This window comes from Rhizobacter sp. AJA081-3, assembly GCF_017795745.1.
GTDB lineage: Bacteria > Pseudomonadota > Gammaproteobacteria > Burkholderiales > Burkholderiaceae_C > Piscinibacter.
The window spans coordinates 2,499,819-2,520,529 of the sequence record NZ_CP059067.1; the positions used below are offsets into that span (position 1 = coordinate 2,499,819).

A 20,711-nucleotide genomic window follows, 5' to 3' on the forward strand; every position below is an offset into this window, starting at 1 on the left:
GGAGCGATTGTGCGATCATCTTGCGCATGCTCATCACGTCCCCCTGCGTCGTCACCCTGACCTGGCGCCTGCAAGACACCCTAGGCAACCTGATCGACGAACTGGCCGATCCGCTGGAGTTCTTCTTCGGCGGCAACGACCTGCTGGAGAAGGTCGAGGAAGCCCTGCTCGACCAGACCACCGGCTTCGCTGCCGAACTGCACCTCGAACCCGAACATGCGTTCGGCGACTACGACTCTTCGCTGGTGTTCTTCGAGTCGCGCGCGGTCATGCCTGAGGGCATCGAGATCGGCATGCAGTTCGACGGCCCGCCGCCCGGCGCCGCGACGCCGGACATGCCGCAGGAAGCGATCTACACCGTCACCGAGGTCTACCCCGAGCATGTGGTGCTCGACGGCAACCACCCGCTGGCCGGCATCGCGCTGCGGCTGAACCTGGTGGTGCGCGACGTGCGTGAAGCCACCGAAGACGAGATCGAGGCCGGCAGCGTCGGCTCTTCGGCGTTCACGGTGCTCAACACCGCGCCGCCGGACACGCCGCTGCACTGAGCGCTGCAGCGGCGGCGAAGCTGCGCGTCAGTGCTTGCCGGTCGAGCCGAAGCCGCCCTCGCCGCGCTGCGAAGCGCCGAACTCGTCGACACGGCGGAACGCCGCCTGCACCACCGGCACGATGACGAGCTGCGCGATGCGCTCCATCGGCTGCACGGTGAACTCGGTGCTGCCGCGGTTCCAGCAGCTGACCATCAGCGGGCCCTGGTAATCGGAGTCGATCAGGCCGACCAGGTTGCCCAGCACGATGCCGTGCTTGTGGCCCAGGCCCGAGCGCGGCAGGATCATCGCCGCCAGGCCAGGGTCGCCGATGTGGATGGACAGCCCGGTGGGAATCAGCTGCGTCTGTCCGGGCGCCAGCACCAGCGGCGCATCGAGGCAGGCACGCAGGTCCAGGCCGGCACTGCCCGGCGTGGCATACGAGGGGATCTGCTCGGCCATGCGCGGGTCGAGCACCTTCAGGTCGATCGTGGTCATGTGGATTCGGGGCTGAGGCGCGCGGCGATCTCGGCGACGAGCGCACGCGCCAGGGTGAGCTTGTCGGCACGCGGCAGCTCGCGGTGGCCGTTCGCGTCGACGAGGGTCAGCGCGTTGTCGTCCTGGCCGAAAGTGGCCGGGCCGAGGTTGCCGACGATCAGCGGCACGTTCTTGCGCGTCAGCTTCTCGCGCGCGTGCTTGAGCAGGTCGTGGCTCTCGGCCGCAAAGCCGACGCAGTAGGGGCGATCGGGCAGCTTGGCCACAGCGGCCAGGATGTCCGCGTTCTCGGTGAGTTCGAAGCTCGGCACCACCTTGCTGCCGTTCTTCTTGATCTTCTGCTCGGCCAGCGTCGCCGGGCGCCAGTCGGCCACCGCGGCGGTGGCGATGAAGACATCGTGGCGCGGCGCGGCCGGCAGCACCGCGTCGTACATCTGCTGCGCGGTGCGCACGTCGATGCGCTTCACGCGGCGCGGCGTGGCCAGGTGCACCGGGCCGGCCACCAGCGTGACCTCGGCTCCCGCGTCGGCTGCGGCGCGCGCGATCGCGAAGCCCATCTTGCCGCTGGACAGGTTGGTGATGCCGCGCACCGGGTCGATCGGCTCGAAGGTCGGGCCGGCGGTGATCAGCAACTTCTTGCCGAGCAGGGCCTTGGGCTGGAAGAAGGCGATCAGCTCGTCGAGCAATTCGTCCGGCTCGAGCATGCGGCCGTCGCCGATCTCGCCGCAGGCCTGGTCGCCGGCGGCTGGGCCGAGCACGCTGGCGCCGTCGGCGCGCAGCTGCGCGAAGTTGCGCTGCGTGGCCGGGTGCGCCCACATCTCGCGGTTCATCGCCGGCGCCACCAGCAGCGGGCAGCGTTCGATCGGCCGGGCCAGGCACAGCAGGCTGAGCAGGTCGTCGGCGCGGCCGTGCAGCAGCTTGGCGACGAAGTCGGCGCTGGCAGGGGCGACCAGCACCGCATCGGCCTCCCGCGTCAGGTTGATGTGCGCCATGTTGTTCGGCGCGCGCGGGTCCCACTGGCTCGCGTACACGGGCCGGTTCGACAAGGCCTGCAGCGTCACCGCGGTGATGAACTGCTCGGCCGCGGCCGTCATCACCACCTGCACCGTGGCACCCGCCTTGACCAGTGCGCGCGTCAGCTCGGCCGCCTTGTAGCAGGCGATGCCGCCCGACAGGCCAAGCACGATGTGCCGGCCGGCGAGCGCGCCGTTCGGGGTCACAGGGGTGTCCATGCGCGCGATCGGTCGGAGAAGTTGAAGAGCACACGCACCGCCTTGCCGTAGACCTGCTCGTGCGGAAGGAAGCCCCAGATCCGCGAGTCCATCGAGTTGTCGCGGTTGTCGCCCAGCATCAGGTAGTGGCCGGCCGGCACCACGCAGCGCCAGGCACCGGCGCGCTGAACGCTGCAGTGCGAGGCCAGCGCCTCCAGCGGCATGCGACCCTGCACGAACGGGTTCACCTTGATCGCGTGGCTGCGGCCTTCGAGCGTCTCGCGCAGCAGCCACTGGCCGCGGTCTTCTTCAGCGGTGCCGGGCTCGACACCCTCGCCGAGCAGCTGCACCTGCGCCGGTGCCTCGCCGAGGCTGACCACGCCGTTCTCGAAGCGCACCACATCGCCGGGCAGGCCGACCAGCCGCTTCACGTAGAACTGCGAGACGTCCGGCGGAAAGCGGAACACCACCACGTCGCCGCGCTGCGGCTGCCCGAGCTCGATCGCCGTGTTCGTGAACGGCAGCCGCGGGCCGTAGGCGAAGTGGTTGACGAGCAGGTAGTCGCCCACCCGCAGCGTCGGCTCCATTGAGCCCGTCGGCACCTTCGGCCAATCGGCCACCGCCACGCGGCAGGTGAACATCAGCGCGACCACGACGAACAGCTCAGCGCCGAAGTGCACCCACCAGGGCTTCTTCACCGGCACGCTGCCGAGCCGGCGCAGGCGCAGCCGCCAGGCCACCCAGCAGGCGCCCGTGGCCAGCGTGGCCAGGAACAGGCCCTCGTTGATCGAGAAACCGATCAGCATGCGCTGCCGCTCAGGCGATCTCGCGTGCCGTGATGGTGTACTTGAAGTTGTCAGGGTCGAGTGCGTCGTAGCGACCCTGCGCGCTCTCGGCCTGCGGGTACATCAGGAAGCCGAGCTTGTCGCCGACGGTCGAGCCCGGCAGCGCCACGTCGTGCGCGGTGTTGAAGGCCATCCAGTTGCCTTCCCAGCCGCCGAACAGGGCTTTCTTCACCGGCGCCACCACCGGGTGGTTGACGTCCTTGATCCACTCCGTGGTCTCCAGGCGCATGACCTTGCCGACGTCGGCCGGGTCCATCGCCACCCAGCCGTGAGAGGCCAGGAACACCTCGGCGCGGCAATGTTGCGCCCCTTGCAGCTTGGCCGGGTTGCCGCCGAGTTCGCGGTAGCCGAAGGCCGAGGGCACCAGGCGGATGCCGTACACGTCGCGCGCGGGCACGCCGACAGAGCGGCACAGGCCGACGAACAGCGCGTTGATGTCACCGCACTTGCCGCCCATGTTGCCGGTCTCGAGCATGGCCTTGATGTCGCCCACGCCGCAGCCGCGCACCTTCGGCTCGCGGTGCGTGTTGGCCACCACCCAGTCGTACAGGCGCTGCACCTTGTCGAGGTCGGTCTTCGCGCCCTTGGTGGCGTCCATCGCGGTCTGGCGCACGATGCCGTCGGTGGGCATCAGGTCGGTGGCCGCGGTCCAGGCTTTCAGCGTGGCCGGGTCTTCCTGCACCGCCACCTTGCGCGACCAGTCGGTGGCGCGGCTGCGCGTCTGCACGCGGCTGGTGAGCTGAAGCACCGGCGCGGCGCTGCCTGCGGGGAACTCGGCGTAGAGCATCTTCGCACCGTAGTGACTGTCGGCCACGACGCGGGTGACGGCGGCATTGCCCGTCCAGTCGTTGTCCAGCGATCGCTGGTACTCGGTGTCGATCGAGGGGATCGGCAACCAGGCCCGCGCCGCGCCGGCCGGCTTGATCAGCTCGATGCGCGTGGTGAATTCGAAGCTGCGCCAGGCGCCGGGCTCGGGCGCGAAACGGCGCTCCTGGGCCTGGGCGGCCGACGGCAAAAGACCGGCCGCGGCTGTGGCCGCAGCGGCACCGAGAAAGTCACGTCGAGTGGGATGGTTCATGCTTTTCGTCCTTACAACGCTCACGACATGCGGCGGCTGCGCATTATTCATCACACCGCCAGGAGGGATTCGATCAGGCGCCTGCCGTCGGCGCCGTTCCACTCGACCTCGCCGCGCACGATGCCCACCGGGGCGCCCCGGCGCGAAACCAGCAGCGTGGTCGGGAACACGTTCACGCCCCAGGCCTTGGCGACCGCGCCATCGCGGTCCATCAGCACCGGCAGCGACAGCGGCACCGCGTCGAGGAAGCGCCGCACGGTCTGCACGCCGTCCTTGAAGTTGACCGTCAGCACCGCCAGGCCGTCTCGCTCGTACTTCAGCGCCATCAGGTCCAGCGAGGGCATCTCGGCGCGGCAGGGCTCGCACCACGAGGCCCAGAAGTTCAGCATCACGGGCCGGCCACGCAAGCCCTGCAGCGACCAGGGCCGCCCGTCCAGGTCGGTGAGCAACAGCGGTGGCACCGCGCGAGACGACGGCCACGGCAACAGCTCGAACGAGGCCCGCGCCGCACCTGAAGGCAGCAGCATGGCACCGGCCATCGCGCACAGCGCCACGCGCCGATCGATGGGCTTGGCAAACGTCATGCGGCGCATTCTGGACCAGCCCGCATGCCCACGTGCCGCGCTGCGGCATCGACCCTTCCGCGGGAACCGATGGTCACCATGGATGCACCAAGCTGGGCTACATTGCGCACCCTGATGCCGACGCAAGCCAACGCCGCCACTGCCGTCGCCCACGCCGCGTCGGCTCCGCTGTGGACACTCGATGGTCTGCGCGCCGCCGACCCGGTGCTCGGCCTGGCGCTGCTGATGCTGGTGGCGCTGCTGCTCGCGGAGATGCTGCACCGCACCTGGCGCATCCCGCGCATCTGCGGCCACATGCTCACCGGTGCGATCGCCGGGCCGGTGATGCTGCGCTTGTTCGAGGGCCTGGAGCTCGACCCCTGGAAGCCGCTGATCGACCTGGCCATCGGCGCCATGCTGTTCGAGCTGGGCACGCGCATCCGCCCGCGCTGGCTGCTCGACAACCGCTGGCTCGCCGCCAGCTGCCTGCTGCAGTCGGCACTGTGCGGCGCGCTGGTGATGGGCGCGCTGGTGTGGCTCGGCGCGCCCTGGCTCACGGCGGCGGTGGCAGGCACCGTGGCGCTGTCGACCTCGCCGGTGATCGTGCTGGCCGTCACTCATGAGTCGCGCTCCCGCGGCCAGGTCACCGAGCGGCTGCTCTTGATGGCGGCCGTCAACGCGGTGATAGCGGTGATCGGCCTGAAGGTGCTGCGTATCATGCTCGCCTCCGACGCCGACTCGCCGACCGAGGAGTTCACCCGCGCCTCGATCAGCGCACTGCGCGTCATCAGCGGCTCCTTCCTGCTCGGCGTGGCCTGCGGCTTCGCGCTCGACCGGCTGAGCCCGCTGGTGCGCGGTACGCCGGCCATGCCGGTGCTGCAGATCGCCCTGGTCATCATCGCCAGCATGCTGGCCGCGCAGTGGACGCTGTCGCCGCTGCTCGCCCTGCTGGTGGCCGGCATGACGGCACGCGCGCGCATGAAGCACGGCCTGACGGTGGAGCCTCACCTGGGCTCGGCCGGGGCGGTGCTCAACGTGCTACTGTTCATCTGCCTGGGCCTGCTGTTCTCGCTCGAGGGCATCGGCCGGCTGTGGCCTTGGGTGCTGGTGATCGTGCTGGCGCGGCTGCTCGGCACGGCGCTGGCGGTCGGCGTGCTGGCGCGCCGCAGCGGGCTGGGCTGGCACCAGGCGGCCGGCCTCTCGCTGGCGCTGCAGCCGATGAGCAGCCTGGCCGTGCTGCTCGCGGCCGACACCTTCGGCTGGACCACCCACCTGCCCGGCGCGCACACGCCCACCATTCAGGCCCTGCTGCTGGCCACCACGCTCATGCAGGTGACCGGCCCGATCTGGACCCAGCTCGCGCTGCGCCATCTGGCGCACGAGACCAACGAAGGCTGATATGACCGCCCCCACCTCGCTTCGCTCCTGCCCCCCGCGGGGGCGCTCAGCCGCCTTGGGGCGGCCCGGCGCCGGCTGACGCCATGTCCCTGCAGTCCTTCACCCCCTCGCAGGCGCTGACGCTGGGCGTCGAGCTCGAGCTGCAGCTCGTCAGCACGCACGACTTCGATCTCGCGCCGCAGGCCGAGGACCTGCTGCGCGTGTTGAAGAACCACACCGGCACCTGGGACGTGAAGCCGGAGATCACACGCAGCATGATCGAGATCGGCACCTCGATCCAGCGCCAGCATGCGGTGCTGCTGGCCGAACTGCAGGACCTGCGCGACCAGCTCTCCCGCGGTGCGCGCAAGCTCAACATCGGCATTGCCGGCGGCGGCACGCACGCCTACCAGCAATGGAGCCAGCAGAAGATCTACCCGGGCGAGCGCTTCCACTACATCAGCGAGCTGTACGGCTACCTGGCCAAGCAGTTCACCGTGTTCGGCCAGCACGTGCACGTAGGCTGCGAGGACGGCGACCGCGCGCTGTGGCTGCTGCACGCGCTCAGCCGCTACGTTCCCCATTTCATCGCGCTGTCGGCCTCCTCGCCCTTCGTGCAGGGCGTGGACACCGGCTTCGACTCGGCGCGGCTGAACTCGGTGTTCGCCTTCCCGCTGTCCGGCCGCGCGCCCTTCTGCCTCGGGTGGGACGAGTTCGGCAGGTACTTCGACAAGATGACCAGCACCGGCGTCGTCAACTCGATGAAGGACTTCTACTGGGACATCCGGCCCAAGCCGGAGTACGGCACCATCGAGCTGCGCGTGTGCGACACGCCGCTGACGGTCGAGAAGGCCGCCGCGCTGGCCTGCTACCTGCAATGCATCTGCCGCTACCTGCGCGAGCAGAAGCCCTTCGAACCGGCCGAGGACGACTACCTCGTCTACACCTTCAACCGCTTCCAGGCCTGCCGCTTCGGCCTGGACGGCGAGATCGTCGACCCCAAGACGAAAGAGCGCACCCGGCTTCGCGACGACATCCTGCGCACGCTGGCGCGGGTCGACGAACACGCGCTCGACCTGCAGGCGCTGGACGCCAGCAACCTGATTCGAGAGAGCCTGTTCGCCGGCAACGATGCCCAGTGGCTGCGCGCCCAGCGCAGCGCGGGCAAGCCGCTTTCGGCGGTGGTCGAGGCCGCGACGCAGCGCTGGATGGGTGCGGGCTGAGCCCTAGGGGCGTTGGCCGGGCAGGCTCGGCGGATTCGGGTGCAGGCGCGCCATCGCGTGGCTGTCGACATAGGCGCCGTCGCGCATCGCGAAGGCCCGGTTCGTGCCCTCGATCTCGAAACCGAACTTGCGGTACAGCGCGATCGCCGGCTCGTTGTCGACATAGACGTTGAGCTCCAGGCGAAGCACGCCGGCCCAGTTGTCGGCGTAGTCGCACATCGCCGCCATCAGCGCGCTGCCCACGCCGCGCCGCTGCGCCGAAGGCGCCACCGAGATGCCGAGAAACATCACATGCCGCCGGCGCAGCTGCGGGCCGGCCGGGTGCAGGCCGCTGGAGCCCACCACCTCGCCGTCGAGCTCGGCGCTGAGCAGCAGGTCGGGCTTGCCCGGCGCGGTGGACTCGCTCAGGCGCGCGTGCCACAGCTCCTCGTTGGGCATCGGCAGTTGCATCAGGTTGCCGAACACCGACGGGTGCGACATCAGCCGCGCGTAGGCGGCGGCATCTCTGGGGGTGGCGCGGCGGACGGTGATGGTCATCGGGCGTGCTCCTCGGGCCGCTATCGTATGCTGGGCTCATGACATCCCACCGATTCGGCCGCGCCGCCGTTCTCGCGCTCCTGCTGTCCGCCTGCGCGACACCGATGCCGCCGATACCGCCGCTGCCCGATGCGCAGATCATCGTGTTCGGCGAGCAGCACGACCAGCCCGATCACCAGCGCCAGACCGAGCAGGCACTGCGCCGCTTGGTGGCCGATGGCCAGCTCGCCGCGCTGGTCATCGAGATGGCCGAACAGGGCCGCAGCACCGCCGGCCTGCCGCGTGATGCCGACGCCGCCAGCGTGCGCGGCGCGCTCGCCTGGTCGGGCTGGGAGTGGCCGGTCTACGAGGGAGTGGTGATGGCCGCAGTGCGCGCCGGTGCGCCGGTGCTCGGTGGCAACCTGCCGCGTTCGAAGATGCGCGAGGTCATGGGGGACGCGGCCCGCGACGGCCTGGTCGACGCTGCGGTGCGCGAGCGCCTGGCGGTCGCCGTGCGCGACGGACACTGCGGCATGCTGCCGGCGACGCAGGAGCCGGGCATGGTGCGCATCCAGATCGGCCGCGACCAGGCCATGGCCGACACCGTGGCCGCTGCGCTGAAGCCCGGCCAGCGCGTGCTGCTGCTCACCGGCGCGCAGCATGCGTCGCGCGATCGCGGCGTGCCGCTGCACCTGGCGCTGCGCCATGGCGCACCGAGCGTTCACGTGGTGATCTTCGGCGACCCCTCGATCGGCCTGGCGGCCGACGAGCTGCGCAGCGCGAAGTTCACGCCGCGGCCGGACCCCTGCGAAGGGCTGCGCGAGCGGCTCGCCAAGCCACCCGTGAAGTCCTGAATTCGGCCGTCAGGCGCGCTCGGCCACCCAGGCCGGCACCGAGGCCAGCGCTTCGCCGATTCGGCTCGGGTCGGTGCCGCCGGCCATGGCCATGTCGGGCTTGCCGCCGCCCTTGCCGCCGACCTGCTGCGCGACGAAGTTGACCAGCTCGCCGGCCTTCAGCTTGCCGATGCGGTCGGAGGTCACGCCGGCGGCGATCTGCACCTTGCCACCCTCCACCGTGGCCAGCACGATGGCGGCGCTCTTCAGCTTGTCCTTGAGCTTGTCGAGCGTGTCGCGCAGCGTCTTCGCGTCGGCGCCGTCGAGCAGCGCGGCCAGCACCTTCAGGCCCTTCACGTCGACCGCCTGGGCGAGCAGCTCGTCGCCCTGCGCCGAAGCGAGCTTGCCCTTCATCGCGGCGAGTTCCTTCTCGAGCGCGCGCACCTGCTCGAGCACCTGCGCCAGACGTGCCGGCACTTCCGCCGGCGCCGCCTTCAGCGTGCCGGCGATGCGGCTGACCGTGCCTTCGAGCGTCTGCAGGTAGGCCAGCGCATTGCCTCCGGTCACTGCCTCGACACGCCGCACGCCGGCGGCCACGCCGCTCTCGGCGACGATCTTGAACAGGCCGATGTCGCCGGTGCGCTGCACGTGCGTGCCGCCGCACAGCTCACGGCTGCTGCCGATGTCGAGCACGCGCACCTCGTCGCCGTACTTCTCGCCGAACAGCATCATCGCGCCGGTCTTCTGCGCGTCGTCGATGCCCATCACGCGCGCCTGCGTGGCCGCGTTGGCGAGGATCTCGGCGTTGACGATGGCCTCGATGCGGAAGATCTGTTCCGGCGTCACCGGCGCGTTGTGAGCGAAGTCGAAGCGCGTGCGCTCGGCGTTGACCAGCGAGCCCTTCTGCTGCACGTGGCCGCCCAGCACCTCGCGCAACGCCTTGTGCATCAGGTGCGTCACGCTGTGGTTGCGCATGGTCTTGGCGCGCTGCTCCGCATCGACGCGGGCGACGAACACATCGCCGACTTCCACCTCGCCCTCGACGATGCGGCCGGTGTGGCCGTGCACGCTGGCCTGCACCTTGACGGTGTCCTCGACGAGCACGCGCGAGCGGGCGTTGCGCAGCTCGCCGGTGTCGCCGACCTGGCCGCCGCTCTCGGCATAGAACGGCGTGTGGTCGAGCACGATCACCACGTCGTCGCCGGCGCGCGCCTTGGTCACCGGCGTGCCGTCGACGTACATCGCCGTCACCCGGCTGTGTTCGCACACCAGGTGCTCGTAGCCGTGGAAGGTGGTCGCCGCGCCGTCGTACTCCAGGCCGGCGGCCATCTTGAACTTGCCGGCGGCCCGGGCCTGCTCGCGCTGGCGGTTCATCGCCGTCTCGAAGCCGGCGGAGTCCACCGTCACGCCGCGCTCGCGGCAGACATCGGCCGTCAGGTCGAGCGGGAAGCCGTAGGTGTCGTGCAGCTTGAAGGCGGTTTCGCCGTCGATGGTCTTCGCACCGCCGGCCAGCGCCGATTCCAGGATCTCCATTCCGTTGGCGATGGTCTGGAAGAAGCGCTCCTCCTCCTGCTTCAGCACCTCGGTGACGCGCAGCTTCTCGCGCTTGAGCTCGGGATAGGCCTCGCCCATCTCGTCGACCAGCGGGCCGACCAGCGCGTGGAAGAAGGGCTTGCGCGCACCCAGCTTGTAGCCGTGGCGGATGGCGCGGCGGGCGATGCGGCGCAGCACGTAGCCGCGGCCCTCGTTGCCCGGGATCACGCCGTCGGTGACGGTGAAGGTGCACGCGCGGATGTGGTCGGCGATGACCTTCAGCGAGGGCGAGTCCTTGTCGCAGTCGCCGGCACCCGCCGCATCGACAGCCGACTTGGCCGCCGCCAGCAGCGCGACGAACAGGTCGATCTCATAGTTCGAGTGCACGTGCTGCAGCACCGCGGTGATGCGCTCCAGGCCCATGCCGGTGTCCACGCTCGGCTTGGGCAGCTTGTGCATCACGCCCGCTTCGTCGCGGTTGAACTGCATGAACACGTTGTTCCAGATCTCGATGTAGCGGTCGCCGTCTTCCTCGGGCGAGCCCGGCGGGCCGCCGGGGATCTCGGGGCCGTGGTCGTAGAAGATCTCGGTGCACGGGCCGCAGGGGCCGGTGTCGCCCATCATCCAGAAATTGTCGGAGGCGTAGCGCGCGCCCTTGTTGTCGCCAATGCGCACGATGCGCTCGGCGGGCACGCCCACCGTCTTGTTCCAGATTTCGTAGGCCTCGTCGTCTTCGGCATAGACGGTGACCCAGAGCTTCTCCTTGGGCAGCTTGAATTCTTCGGTCAGCAGTTGCCAGGCGAACTGGATGGCGTCGTGCTTGAAGTAGTCGCCGAAGCTGAAGTTGCCCAGCATCTCGAAGAAGGTGTGGTGCCGCGCGGTGTAGCCCACGTTCTCGAGGTCGTTGTGCTTGCCGCCGGCGCGGATGCACTTCTGGGAGGTCGTCGCCCGGTTGTAGGGGCGCTTGTCGAAGCCCAGGAACACGTCCTTGAACTGGTTCATCCCGGCGTTGGTGAACAGCAGCGTCGGGTCGTCACCCGGCACCACCGGGCTCGAGGCGACGATGGCGTGGCCCTTGGACTCGAAGTACTTGAGGAACCGGGAGCGAATTTCGGAGGCTTTCATGCGGCGCATTTTACCGGCCGCTCCCCGGGGGGCTTCGCCGCCGCAGTAAAGTGGCGGGCTGCACCCCGGAGACGCGACCATGGACATGAAGACTTCGCCGCTGGCCACGCTGGCCGACCCCACCCTGCTGAAGACGAACGCGCTGATCAACGGCGAATGGGTCGCCGGCAGCGCCCGCTTCGCGGTGAACGACCCGGCCACCGGCGGCAAGCTCGCCGACGTGGCCAACCTCGGCGCCGCCGAGACCGAGGCCGCGCTGCAGGCCGCCAACGCCGCCTGGCCGGCCTGGCGCGGCAAGACCGCCAAGGAACGCGGCGCGATCCTGATGAAGTGGTTCCACCTGCTGCACCAGCATGCCGACGATCTGGCCCTCATCATGACCGCCGAGCAGGGCAAGCCGCTGGCCGAGGCCAAGGGCGAGGTGGGCTACGGCGCCAGCTTCATCGAGTGGTTCGCCGAAGAGGCACGCCGCGTCTACGGCGAGACGGTGCCGACCACCGACAACAACAAGCGCTTCCTCGTCATCAAGCAGGCGATGGGCGTGTGCGCGGCGATCACGCCGTGGAACTTCCCGATCGCGATGATCACGCGCAAGGTGGCCCCGGCGTTGGCCGCCGGCTGCCCGGTGGTGATCAAGCCGGCCGAACAGACGCCACTGTCGGCACTGGCGGTGGCCGAACTCGCGCAGCGTGCCGGCATGCCGGCCGGCGTGCTCAACGTGATCACGGCCGACGGCAACAACTCCATCGCCGTGGGCAAGGTGCTGTGTGCCAGCGACATCGTGCGCCACTTGTCCTTCACCGGTTCCACCGAGGTCGGCCGCATCCTCGCCGCGCAATGCGCGCCGACGATCAAGAAGCTCAGCCTCGAGCTCGGCGGCAACGCGCCGTTCATCGTCTTCGACGACGCCGACATCGACAGCGCCGTCGAGGGCGCGATGGTCAGCAAGTACCGCAACGCCGGCCAGACCTGCGTCTGCGCGAACCGCCTGTACGTGCAGGACACCGTCTACGACGCCTTCGTCGCCAAGCTGGCCGAGAAGGCCCGTGGCATCAAGGTCGGCAACGGCTTCGAGAGCGGCGTCAACCAGGGCCCGCTGATCGACGACCAGGCCATCGGCAAGGTCGAGCGCCACGTCGCCGATGCGGTGAGCAAGGGCGCCAAGGTCGTCGTCGGCGGCACGAAGATCGGCGAGCGCTTCTACACGCCCACCGTGCTGGCCAACGTGACCGGCGAGATGCTGTGCGCGAAGGAAGAGACCTTCGGCCCGGTGGCACCGGTGTTCCGCTTCAAGACCGAGGCGGAAGCGATCGCGGCGGCCAACAACACCGAGTTCGGCCTGGCCAGCTACTTCTACAGCCGCGACATCGGCCGCATCTTCCGCGTCGGCGAGGCGCTGGAGTACGGCATGGTGGGCGTCAACACGGGGCTGATCTCGACGGCCGAGGTGCCCTTCGGCGGCGTCAAGCAGTCGGGCCTGGGCCGCGAGGGTTCACACCACGGCATCGACGACTACGTCGAGATCAAGTACCTCTGCCTGGGCGACATCCTCAAGTAGGAAGGGGCGCGTTTCAGCCGTCGTTGGCCGCCGCCGCGCTGTGGCGGCCTTCGGCGTGTGCCGAGGCGGCCAGCGCGCCGGCGCGCGCCAGCAGCGCTTCGGGCTGGGCGCCGTCCTGCAGGTGCAAAGCGATGCCCAGCGCCGTGGCCACCACCACCTCCTGCCCGGCGATCTGGAACGGCGCACGCAGCGCGGTGAGCAGCTTGGCGCCCACGTGCGCGGCGTCACCCGGCGCGAGCAGCGCCGCCAGCAGCACGGCGTAGCAGTCGTCACCGAGCGCCGCGACGACGTCGCTGGCGCGCACCCCCGCGCGCAGCCGCACGGCGATCTTGCGGCGCAGCACGTTGGCTGCCTCGCGGCCGAGGCGCGCACCGGCGAGTTCGACCCCTTCGATGCGCAGCACCAGCACCGCCATCGGGGCGGGCTGCCGCTCGCGCAGCGCGATCAGGTGGCTCATGTGCTCGACGAGCTGCTGACGGTGCGGCAAGCCGGTGGCGAGGTCGGTGGCGTAGGCCTGGCGGGCCTGCCGATCGATGCGCCGACGCTCCACGGCGACGCGCAGTCGCGCGCCGAAGCTCGGCGTGCGCAGGTCATGCGGCGTGACCACGTCGGCAGCCCCCTGGCGCAACCAGTCGAGCAGCGAGGGCGCGGCCACGTCGCCTTCGCAGACCATCACCAGCGCGGTGGCGGCCGAGTGGGCCGGCAGATCCGCCTCGTTGGCCGGGAACTCGAGCAGCACGGCGTCGAAACCGGCGGCGTCGAACGGTGCCTCCCCGCGCCGCGCCACCACCTCGAAAGGCGCCGCTGTCGAGACCGCCAGCGCCGCCTGCACGGGTTCGGCGAGCGACTCAGGCACCAGGATGCGCAGGGGATCGAAGCTCAAGGCAGGCCGGCCTCCGATGCGACAAAGGGCCCATCGGGGCCCTTCGGGACAGTGTTGGAGCGGGTGAAGGGAATCGAACCCTCGTATGAAGCTTGGGAAGCTGCCGTTCTACCATTGAACTACACCCGCATGGGGCGGAATTCTAGCCCGTGCAGCAAGGCGCCTTGCGCACCGTCGACAGGACCCGCCCGACCCCGCAACCAGGGTGACCCCTAGATCGTGGTCTGCGGCCCGAAACACGCAAGCCAGCGGCTAGCATCGTCCGATCCCCTTTCGAGCGCTTCGTCGCGGCATCGCGTGCACCCACGTTCCCCCTTCTGTGCGTCGTTCGACTTCGTCTCGCGGCGAGACTTCTGCCGGCTGCCCTGCGCGGTGGCCGCTGCAGCGGTCGTGCCGGGGCTGGCCCGCGCCCAGGGCACCGAAGTGGCGTTGGCCGGTCTGGCCTACTCCGGCGACGCAGCCTCGCTGGCCCAGCGCTTCCCTTTCTCCACCGCCTACGAGAAGGCGCTGAAGACCGCCGGCAAGCCCGCCCATGCGATGCTGCGCGACGCCATCGCGCAGGCGCCGGCGGGCAAGCTCAAGCTCGTCACGCAGATCGACGAGCTCAAGGGTCGCGACCAGGCCGTGGCCGTCGCGCTGGTGATCGGCGCCGAAACCGTCTCGGTGGAGCAGCTCGCCGGGCTGCACAAGCTGTTCGTTCTGATCCGCGCGCAGGCGCTGTTCTTTGACTTCAAGTCGATGGCGGTGATCCGAGCCTACCCGATCAGCTTCGGCCACATCGACATCTTCGATCGCCGGCCGACCGACGCCGAGGTGGCCCTGCGCGTGCGCGGCGTCTACGAGGGCGCGGCGGGCAAGCCGGGCATCTTCACGCGGTTCGCGACCACGCTGGCCGGCGCCAGCCTGCCGGCGGCCACCTCGCGCACGCTGCAGATCACCCGCGTGACGCTCAAGCCCGAGGCGACCGGCAGCATCCCCGAGTACCTGCGCAGCGCGAGCACCGTCACCGAGACCTGGGCCGCCGATCTGGTCGGCGAGGCGCTGAGCACGCGCGCGGGCGTGCCGATCGTGCCCTACGCGAAGGGCTATGCCGTGGGCAACGTGATGTCGATGCGCATCTCCGATGGCGAGGTCTACAACCTCAAGCTGCCCAAGCCCGACTACGAGATCGGCATCGAGCTCTCGGCCCTGCGCAAGGTCAAGTACGGCGGGGCCGCCGCCGGCGAGAGCTTCATCTACGGCAGCTACGCTTCGCTGCGCATCGAGGAGCCGCTGTCCGGCAAGGTCTACATGAACACCGCGCTGAAGAACGGCGAAGTCAAGCTCGTGCCCTCGACGCAGACCTACGTCGACGACTTCCCGGCCTTCTACGACTCGGTCAACGGGCTGTTCGTCAAGCTGGCCGAGGCCATCGACGGACGCGACAACAAGTGGGTGAAGGCCGCCGCGGCCGCACCCGACATCGACAAGCAGATCAACGACACCCGGGAGCTCTTCAAGCTATGCAAGTGATTCGATGGTTCATCTCCGCCCTGCTGGCGGTGGCGTTCGCGCTGCCGGCGGCAGCCCAGGTTCAGCAGGCGCGCGGCAAGGCCAGCCTGCCCTACACCGGCAAGTCCGCTCCCGCCGACGTCAAGGCCAAGGCATTGCAGAACGCGCAGCTCAAGGCCGTGGAGTTCTACTACGCCGAAGCCGGCGAGTCGGAGGCGGCCAACTTCGACGCCATGCGCACGAAGATCATCGAGAACCCGGACCGCTACATTCTCGAGACCACGGTGCTGTCGGAAGACGACAACGCCGGCAGCAAGCAGTACACGGTGGCGGTGAAGGTGTCGCTCAACGTGGCGAACCTGCGCAACGACATCAAGGCCGGCTCGGCCGTGGGCAAGGCCACGCGGGCCGAGCGCTCGGCGCTCGCCTTCCTGTTCGTGTCGCGAGAGGTCGATTCGATCAAGTCCTTCGACACCCGGGTGACCAAGCGCGCCGACGCGTCGGTCAAGGCCGACGGCACGCTCTCGGCATCGCAGAAGGGCACCGAGGGCGAGTCGATCAAGCGTGGCCAGGTGTCGACCAACGCCTCGGTCAACGAGAGCGTCTCGGCCAGCCGCAACGTCTCGGTCACCACCGAAACCGGCGGCACGCAGACGCGACGCGCCGCGGAGTCCACCTACCGGCTGTTCCCGAGCGCGAACCTGAACCAGGTGTTCACGCAGACCTTCTCGCGCGCTGGCTTCCGCGTCAACGAGGCGACGCTCGTCGAGCCCTACACCGGCGGCAAGTTCAAGGTCGCCCAGGTGGAAGACGACTACAAGGCCGGCAACGACCTGAAGGCCGCCACGATGCAGTCGATCGCGCTGGGCATGCGCAACGCGCAGGTGCCCTACGTGGCGCTCGGCACGCTGGACCTCGGCCTGGCCGACAAGGACCCGGCCACCGGCATGGCGCGCGTGGCCGTGACCGTCAACGCCCGCGTGCTCGACGTGACCCAGCCGATCCCGGACACCATCGCGTCCGTCGGCCCGGTGCAGTACGCCGGCGTCGGCCCGACCGAAGACGAGGCGCGCACCAATGCGCTGAAGCTCGCCGCCAACAACGCGGCCCGCGAACTCACCTCCCAGCTCACCAACCTCGGCGTGAAATGAAGACCACTTCCATGAACAACAAGACCCTCTCGCTGCTGCTCGCCGCCCTCGTCGCCCTGCCGTTCGCGGCACAGGCCCAGCTGCCCTCGCTGAAGAACCTGCCGGGCCTGGGCGCTTTGGGCAGCTCGAAGTCCGATTCGGGCAACGTGACCGGCCAGAACGACGCGCTGGTGCGCGGCTACGTCGCGGCCAACAAGGACGTGCTGCTGGCCAACGCGCTGATGGCAGAGTCGCTCGGCCTGAAGGACCAGGCGGCCACCGCCCGCGCCACCGCCGAGGCGCTGACCGACGGCGCCACCAAGGGCAACCTGGAGGACTCGAACAAGGCGGTGAGCGCCTCGACCGAGGCCGTGGCCGCCGAGATCGCCAAGAGCCCGAAGCTCGACGCGCAGTCCAAGGCCACCTACCAGTCGGGCCTGGCCAAGCTCGCGCAGGGCCTGCTGAAGTACGTCAACCTGCGTCAGCCCGCGCAATCCTTCGCCACCGGCCTGAAGGACGCCTCGCCGATGGTGCTGCCCAAGCTGCAGTCCGGCGCCTACATCGTCGGCCAGTTGCCCAACGGCATCTCCAATGTCGCCACGTCGGTGAAGAACGCCAGCGCCTTCGCCAAGAGCAACGACATCCCCGTGCCGCCGGACGCCACCCAGGCGCTGGCCGCGCTCTGAGCGTGATCCGCGCCATGGTGTCGACTCGATTCTGCGGGTTACTGCTGCTGGCCATGTGCCTGGCCGTGGCCGGCTGCGACCGCAAGGCGCCGCAGGCAGTCGCCACGCCGGTTGCCTCCGGCGAGGCCGTCGCGCAGGCACCTGCTGCAGCGCCCGCGGCTGCGCCGGCGCCGCTCACGCCGGAAACCGCGACCATCCCGCCGCCCGACGTCGGCAAGCTCGAGACCGTCAAGGTCACGGCCGACGGCTTCGGCGCCAGTGCGTCGGAGGCCGTGGCCGAGGCACTGCGCCTGGCCATCCTGCAGGTCAACGGCGCCACGGTCGACGTGGACACCGTCAATGCCCGCCTGGGCATCGATGCCACCTTCAACCAGACACCGGTGTCGCTGCGCGCGTCGGCCTTCGCCGAGGCGGTGTTCCAGAAGTCCGGCGGCGTGGTGCAGAACTTCCGAATGATCGAACTGTCGGAGCCGCTCACGCCGCTGGGCAAGTACAAGTCCAGCATCGAGGCCGGCATCGCCAAGTTCAGGCCGCCGGAGTCGCTCAAGAAGATCAAGCTGGTGGTGGCGCCGTTGCGCTTCGACAAGCCGTCGATGCCGATGGGCGACCGCCAGGTGTCGGCCGCCGAAGCCTCGGCACAGCTGCGCCAGCTGATCGTCGATGCGCTCGTCAACACCGGGCGCTTCGCCGTACTCGACCGCGAGTTCAGCCCCGAGCTGCAGCAGGAACTCGACCTGATCGAGAGCGGCCAGGCGCCCGCGGCCGAGACGGCCAAGCTGCGCCAGGCCGCGAGCGCCGACGTGCTGTGGATCGGCAAGGTGCACAGCCTCGCCTACAACCGCCATGCGAAGCAGCTGCGCACGTCCGACCGCGAGCTGGTCAGCTACTCGGGCGGCTGGTCGATGTCGCACAAGCTGGTCAACGTGGCCACGCGGCAGGTGATGGCTTCCGAGTCGCTGCGCGGCGAGGCCCCGGCCACGGCGCCGACCACGCTGGGCACCGGCGTCAACTCGGCCAAGGTTTTCGAAGGCATGACGCGCGAGCTGGTCGATCAGGTGGTGGCCTCGATCATCGGCCGCACCTTCCCGATCACCGTGGTGGCGCTGGAGGGCAACAACGTCGTGCTCAGCCAGGGCGGCCAGGCGCTGCGCGCCGGTGCACGCTACGCGATGGTGACCCTGGGCACCGAGATGAAGGACCCGCAGACCGGCCAGAGCCTGGGCCGGCTCGAGTCGCCCTGCTGCCAGCTGGTGATCGACCGGGTGACGCCCAACCTGTCGTACGGCCACCTCGAGAACGTGCGCGGCCCGCTCGACAAGCTGCTACCCGGCGCGCTGCAGGTGCGCGAGGGGCTGGCAGCCGCCGGCAAGGCGCAGGCACAGGCGGATGCTCCCGCTGCCGCAGCGCCGCAGGCCGCCACGAAACCGTCCGCCAAGGCACGCCCTGCCGCCGAGGCTGCCGCGCCGGCCGAGGCCGGCAAGAAGCAGGACGACAAGTGGTGAGCTGCCTCCACCACCACCTGCCCCCCGACCCTCCGAAAGGTTTTCCGATGACTTCTCGCCGCCTCCTGATCGCGCTGATTCCCTTGACGCTGCTCGCCGGCTGCGTCACGGCGCCGAAAGCGCCGCTGCAGGTCAACGTGGCCAGCGTGCGGCGCATCGAAGGTGCAGCGATGGAACTGCGTTTCAACGCCCGCCTGCGCGTGCAGAACCCCAACGATTCGCCGGTGTCCTACACCGGTGCGTCGGTGGAGCTGAAGCTGCTGAACGGCGCAACCATCGGCACCGGCGTCGCTTCGGCCGGCGGCAGCGTGCCGCGGCTCGGCGAGGTGCTGATCGACGTTCCGGTGACCGTCAGCGCACTCGGCGAGGTGCGGCGCGCGATCGGCCTGTACGGCGCGGCGGACCGCAAGCTGGACGTGTCGCTCAAGGGCCGCCTGAGCGGGCCGTTCACCGAAGCGCTCGGCTTCGACTGGCGCGGCGAACTGGCGATGCCCTTGCCCGCCGGTTCCTAGTCGGGTCAGCGCACCGGGGCCGAGGCGCCCTGCCCCCAGGTCGGCACGCTGGCGACCTGGCCGAGCGCCGGCCCGGCGTAGCCCGGAACCGGTGCCGCGGCCGGCGCCTTGACCACCGGTGGCGGCGTGGCCGGCGGCTCGACGCCGCGCTGAGTCCACACCCAAGCGGCTGCCGCGGCGGCCACGCCCAGGCCGATCACTCCGGCGACCCAGGGCCCCGGGCGGCGCGCGGCTGCCGGCGCGGCGGCCACGGGCGCTGCCATCGCCGGCGGAACCGCGGGAGCGGGTGCCGCGGCCGCGACCTTCTGAGGCACGTACAGCGGGGGTGGCGAGCCCGGTGGCGTCGCCTTCATCGGCGGCCCCTTGCCGGGCGGCGCGGGCCGCGGCGGGCGGGGTGTCATCTGGGTCGGCTGGTGCGCCGTGTCCAGCCGCGTCGGCTCGGCATAGCGCCCGCCGTCGGGCACCGTCGGGTCGAGGATCTGCGTGGCCTCGGCCGGTGAAGCACCGGCCTCCTGAACGCCATCGTGGTGTGCCGAGGGCACGGCACGCTGCCCGTCCAGCACCGCTCGCAACTCGGCCACGCTCTGCGGCCGGTCCTGCGGCCGCACGCTGAGCATCCAGCCGACGATCTGCACGAAGCGCGGTGACACCTCGGCCGATTCGTGCAGGTCGAGCAGGTCAGCCCCCGGCTGCACCGCCCGTGCCGTCGAAGGCATCGGCGGCTTGCCAGTGAGCAGGAAGTGCATCACTGCGCCCAGCGCATAGAGGTCGGTCCACGGACCCTGCCGCATGCTCGACATCTCGGCGTACTGCTCGATCGGCGCGTAGCTCGGTTTGAGGATCGCGGTGAAGGCCTGCGTGTGGTTGCTGATGACGCGGCGCGCGGCGCCGAAGTCGAGCAGGATCGGCGCGCCCTCGCGTGTGAGCAGGATGTTGTCGGGCGCGATGTCGCGGTGGAACACGCCCTCCTGGTGCAGGTGCTCCAGCGCATCGAGCACGGCGCCGAGCACGCCACGCAGCCAGGCTTCGTCGGGCGGGCCCGTCATGGCGCGGCGCGTGTCGCGCAGCGTGGCGCCCTGCAGGTAGGGCATCACCATGTAGGCGGTGCCGTTGTCCTCCCAGAAGCGGTAGACCTTCAACAGCGAAGGGTGGTCGAAGCGCGCCAGCAGCCGCGCCTCGTTGACGAACGAGCGCAACCCGGCAGCGTAGGTGTCGGCATAGGCGCTGGTGCGCAGCGTGATCTGCGGCCCCTCGCCGCGCACCGCCAGCGACGAAGGCATGTACTCCTTCAGCGCGACCTGCCGCTCGAGGGAATGGTCCTGCGCCAGGTAGACGACGCCGAAGCCGCCGATGCCCAGCACGCCGAGGATCTCGAACTCGCCGAAACGCGTGCCCGGCGGCAAGGCCTCGGCGAGCTTGTCGGTGCGGGGGGCGGCAGGGGCTTTGGCAGGCGGTTCGGCGCTCATGGAGGTCGGGGCGCGTGAGGCGCCACGGGCAAGCATAACGGCCGCGAACGGACTGCCGGCAGCGTTGCCGGCTCGCGACGCATCGCGCCATGCGATTGCGTCTGCGCAATCGGAAAGACGCGTCGCGGCCCAAAGTGGGTTCATCGCACCCCGGAAC

The 20,711-nt window shown here is 69.9% G+C and carries 19 protein-coding genes and 1 tRNA gene; 10 read left to right on the top strand and 10 right to left on the bottom strand.

Translation table 11 applies throughout. The features are described 5' to 3' along the window. Positions 1–26 precede the first annotated feature (26 nt). Complete coding sequence (locus HZ992_RS11930) at positions 27–548, top strand: FKBP-type peptidyl-prolyl cis-trans isomerase (protein WP_209386845.1); 522 nt, start codon at positions 27–29, stop codon at positions 546–548. Positions 549–575: 27 nt separating this feature from the next. Here HZ992_RS11930 and dut read toward each other — a convergent pair whose 3' ends face one another. From dut to HZ992_RS11955, 5 genes are read right to left on the bottom strand one after another with little or no spacing between them, the layout of a single operon-like run. Next, positions 576–1,025: a dUTP diphosphatase gene (dut, locus tag HZ992_RS11935; protein WP_209386846.1), complete on the bottom strand. Its 450-nt coding sequence runs from the start codon at positions 1,023–1,025 to the stop codon at positions 576–578. Next, a complete protein-coding gene (gene coaBC, locus HZ992_RS11940; RefSeq protein WP_209386847.1) occupies positions 1,022–2,254 on the bottom strand; it encodes a bifunctional phosphopantothenoylcysteine decarboxylase/phosphopantothenate--cysteine ligase CoaBC in 1,233 nt (410 codons plus the stop codon). The genes dut and coaBC overlap by 4 nt, the downstream gene beginning before the upstream one ends. Further along, entirely contained in the window at positions 2,239–3,039 is an 801-nt protein-coding gene (gene lepB / locus HZ992_RS11945) for a signal peptidase I (protein WP_209386848.1), read from the bottom strand. Before lepB ends, coaBC begins: the two co-directional genes overlap by 16 nt. A gap of 10 nt (positions 3,040–3,049) precedes the next feature. Beyond that, entirely contained in the window at positions 3,050–4,156 is a 1,107-nt protein-coding gene (locus HZ992_RS11950; protein ID WP_209386849.1) for a transglutaminase-like domain-containing protein, read from the bottom strand. Positions 4,157–4,206: 50 nt separating this feature from the next. After that, positions 4,207–4,740 (bottom strand): TlpA disulfide reductase family protein, encoded by a 534-nt coding sequence (locus HZ992_RS11955; protein ID WP_209386850.1) that lies wholly within the window; start codon positions 4,738–4,740, stop codon positions 4,207–4,209. Positions 4,741–4,854: 114 nt separating this feature from the next. Between HZ992_RS11955 and HZ992_RS11960 the strand changes: the two genes are divergently transcribed. Continuing rightward, the gene (locus tag HZ992_RS11960) at positions 4,855–6,117 is read left to right on the top strand and encodes a cation:proton antiporter (RefSeq protein ID WP_209386851.1); all 1,263 of its coding nucleotides are present in this window, start codon (positions 4,855–4,857) and stop codon (positions 6,115–6,117) included. Positions 6,118–6,200: 83 nt separating this feature from the next. After that, positions 6,201–7,319, top strand: a complete 1,119-nt coding sequence (locus HZ992_RS11965; RefSeq protein ID WP_209386852.1) for a YbdK family carboxylate-amine ligase — start codon at positions 6,201–6,203, stop codon at positions 7,317–7,319. Between the two features lie 3 nt (positions 7,320–7,322). Here the strand turns inward: HZ992_RS11965 and HZ992_RS11970 are convergent, their stop codons facing one another. Next, on the bottom strand, positions 7,323–7,856 hold the full coding sequence (locus HZ992_RS11970; protein WP_209386853.1) for a GNAT family N-acetyltransferase: 534 nt from the start codon (positions 7,854–7,856) through the stop codon (positions 7,323–7,325). Between the two features lie 38 nt (positions 7,857–7,894). Between HZ992_RS11970 and HZ992_RS11975 the strand changes: the two genes are divergently transcribed. Continuing rightward, positions 7,895–8,689, top strand: a complete 795-nt coding sequence (locus HZ992_RS11975) for a ChaN family lipoprotein (protein ID WP_209386854.1) — start codon at positions 7,895–7,897, stop codon at positions 8,687–8,689. A 9-nt stretch (positions 8,690–8,698) separates the two neighbouring features. On the opposite strand, the gene alaS is transcribed toward HZ992_RS11975, so the two are convergent. Next, entirely contained in the window at positions 8,699–11,326 is a 2,628-nt protein-coding gene (gene alaS, locus HZ992_RS11980; RefSeq protein ID WP_209386855.1) for an alanine--tRNA ligase, read from the bottom strand. 79 nt (positions 11,327–11,405) lie between these two features. Here alaS and HZ992_RS11985 point away from each other — a divergent pair, with 79 nt between their 5' ends. Beyond that, positions 11,406–12,884: an NAD-dependent succinate-semialdehyde dehydrogenase gene (locus tag HZ992_RS11985; protein ID WP_209386856.1), complete on the top strand. Its 1,479-nt coding sequence runs from the start codon at positions 11,406–11,408 to the stop codon at positions 12,882–12,884. A 13-nt stretch (positions 12,885–12,897) separates the two neighbouring features. Here the strand turns inward: HZ992_RS11985 and HZ992_RS11990 are convergent, their stop codons facing one another. Next, complete coding sequence (locus HZ992_RS11990) at positions 12,898–13,767, bottom strand: diguanylate cyclase domain-containing protein (protein WP_209386857.1); 870 nt, start codon at positions 13,765–13,767, stop codon at positions 12,898–12,900. Positions 13,768–13,822: 55 nt separating this feature from the next. Further along, positions 13,823–13,896: transfer RNA gene (locus tag HZ992_RS11995), tRNA-Gly, on the bottom strand. Positions 13,897–14,064: 168 nt separating this feature from the next. On the opposite strand from HZ992_RS11995, the gene HZ992_RS12000 reads away from it, so the two are divergent. From HZ992_RS12000 to HZ992_RS12020, 5 genes are read left to right on the top strand one after another with little or no spacing between them, the layout of a single operon-like run. Further along, positions 14,065–15,279, top strand: coding sequence for a hypothetical protein (locus tag HZ992_RS12000; protein ID WP_245213441.1), 1,215 nt, complete (start codon positions 14,065–14,067; stop codon positions 15,277–15,279). After that, entirely contained in the window at positions 15,270–16,409 is a 1,140-nt protein-coding gene (locus tag HZ992_RS12005; RefSeq protein WP_209386858.1) for a hypothetical protein, read from the top strand. Before HZ992_RS12000 ends, HZ992_RS12005 begins: the two co-directional genes overlap by 10 nt. Before the next feature lie 11 nt (positions 16,410–16,420). Continuing rightward, positions 16,421–17,074 (top strand): hypothetical protein, encoded by a 654-nt coding sequence (locus HZ992_RS12010; RefSeq protein ID WP_209386859.1) that lies wholly within the window; start codon positions 16,421–16,423, stop codon positions 17,072–17,074. 14 nt (positions 17,075–17,088) lie between these two features. Then, positions 17,089–18,576, top strand: coding sequence for a CsgG/HfaB family protein (locus HZ992_RS12015; protein WP_245213442.1), 1,488 nt, complete (start codon positions 17,089–17,091; stop codon positions 18,574–18,576). 47 nt (positions 18,577–18,623) lie between these two features. Then, complete coding sequence (locus HZ992_RS12020) at positions 18,624–19,088, top strand: LEA/WHy family protein (RefSeq protein WP_209386860.1); 465 nt, start codon at positions 18,624–18,626, stop codon at positions 19,086–19,088. 5 nt (positions 19,089–19,093) lie between these two features. On the opposite strand, the gene HZ992_RS12025 is transcribed toward HZ992_RS12020, so the two are convergent. Beyond that, positions 19,094–20,554, bottom strand: a complete 1,461-nt coding sequence (locus HZ992_RS12025) for a serine/threonine protein kinase (RefSeq protein ID WP_245213443.1) — start codon at positions 20,552–20,554, stop codon at positions 19,094–19,096. Positions 20,555–20,711: the final 157 nt, after the last annotated feature.

Excerpts from the sequence above, each read along its gene's own strand:
- HZ992_RS12010 (WP_209386859.1), top strand. The coding sequence starts at position 16,421 with ATGAACAACAAGACCCTCTCGCTGCTGCTCGCCGCCCTCGTCGCCCTG.
- HZ992_RS12020 (WP_209386860.1), top strand. The coding sequence starts at position 18,624 with ATGACTTCTCGCCGCCTCCTGATCGCGCTGATTCCCTTGACGCTGCTC.
- HZ992_RS12015 (WP_245213442.1), top strand. The coding sequence starts at position 17,089 with ATGGTGTCGACTCGATTCTGCGGGTTACTGCTGCTGGCCATGTGCCTG.
- HZ992_RS12005 (WP_209386858.1), top strand. The coding sequence starts at position 15,270 with ATGCAAGTGATTCGATGGTTCATCTCCGCCCTGCTGGCGGTGGCGTTC.
- HZ992_RS12025 (WP_245213443.1), bottom strand. The coding sequence starts at position 20,554 with ATGAGCGCCGAACCGCCTGCCAAAGCCCCTGCCGCCCCCCGCACCGAC.
- coaBC (WP_209386847.1), bottom strand. The coding sequence starts at position 2,254 with ATGGACACCCCTGTGACCCCGAACGGCGCGCTCGCCGGCCGGCACATC.
- HZ992_RS11970 (WP_209386853.1), bottom strand. The coding sequence starts at position 7,856 with ATGACCATCACCGTCCGCCGCGCCACCCCCAGAGATGCCGCCGCCTAC.
- HZ992_RS11960 (WP_209386851.1), top strand. The coding sequence starts at position 4,855 with ATGCCGACGCAAGCCAACGCCGCCACTGCCGTCGCCCACGCCGCGTCG.
- alaS (WP_209386855.1), bottom strand. The coding sequence starts at position 11,326 with ATGAAAGCCTCCGAAATTCGCTCCCGGTTCCTCAAGTACTTCGAGTCC.
- HZ992_RS11955 (WP_209386850.1), bottom strand. The coding sequence starts at position 4,740 with ATGACGTTTGCCAAGCCCATCGATCGGCGCGTGGCGCTGTGCGCGATG.
- dut (WP_209386846.1), bottom strand. The coding sequence starts at position 1,025 with ATGACCACGATCGACCTGAAGGTGCTCGACCCGCGCATGGCCGAGCAG.
- HZ992_RS11985 (WP_209386856.1), top strand. The coding sequence starts at position 11,406 with ATGGACATGAAGACTTCGCCGCTGGCCACGCTGGCCGACCCCACCCTG.
- lepB (WP_209386848.1), bottom strand. The coding sequence starts at position 3,039 with ATGCTGATCGGTTTCTCGATCAACGAGGGCCTGTTCCTGGCCACGCTG.
- HZ992_RS11975 (WP_209386854.1), top strand. The coding sequence starts at position 7,895 with ATGACATCCCACCGATTCGGCCGCGCCGCCGTTCTCGCGCTCCTGCTG.
- HZ992_RS11930 (WP_209386845.1), top strand. The coding sequence starts at position 27 with ATGCTCATCACGTCCCCCTGCGTCGTCACCCTGACCTGGCGCCTGCAA.
- HZ992_RS11950 (WP_209386849.1), bottom strand. The coding sequence starts at position 4,156 with ATGAACCATCCCACTCGACGTGACTTTCTCGGTGCCGCTGCGGCCACA.
- HZ992_RS11965 (WP_209386852.1), top strand. The coding sequence starts at position 6,201 with ATGTCCCTGCAGTCCTTCACCCCCTCGCAGGCGCTGACGCTGGGCGTC.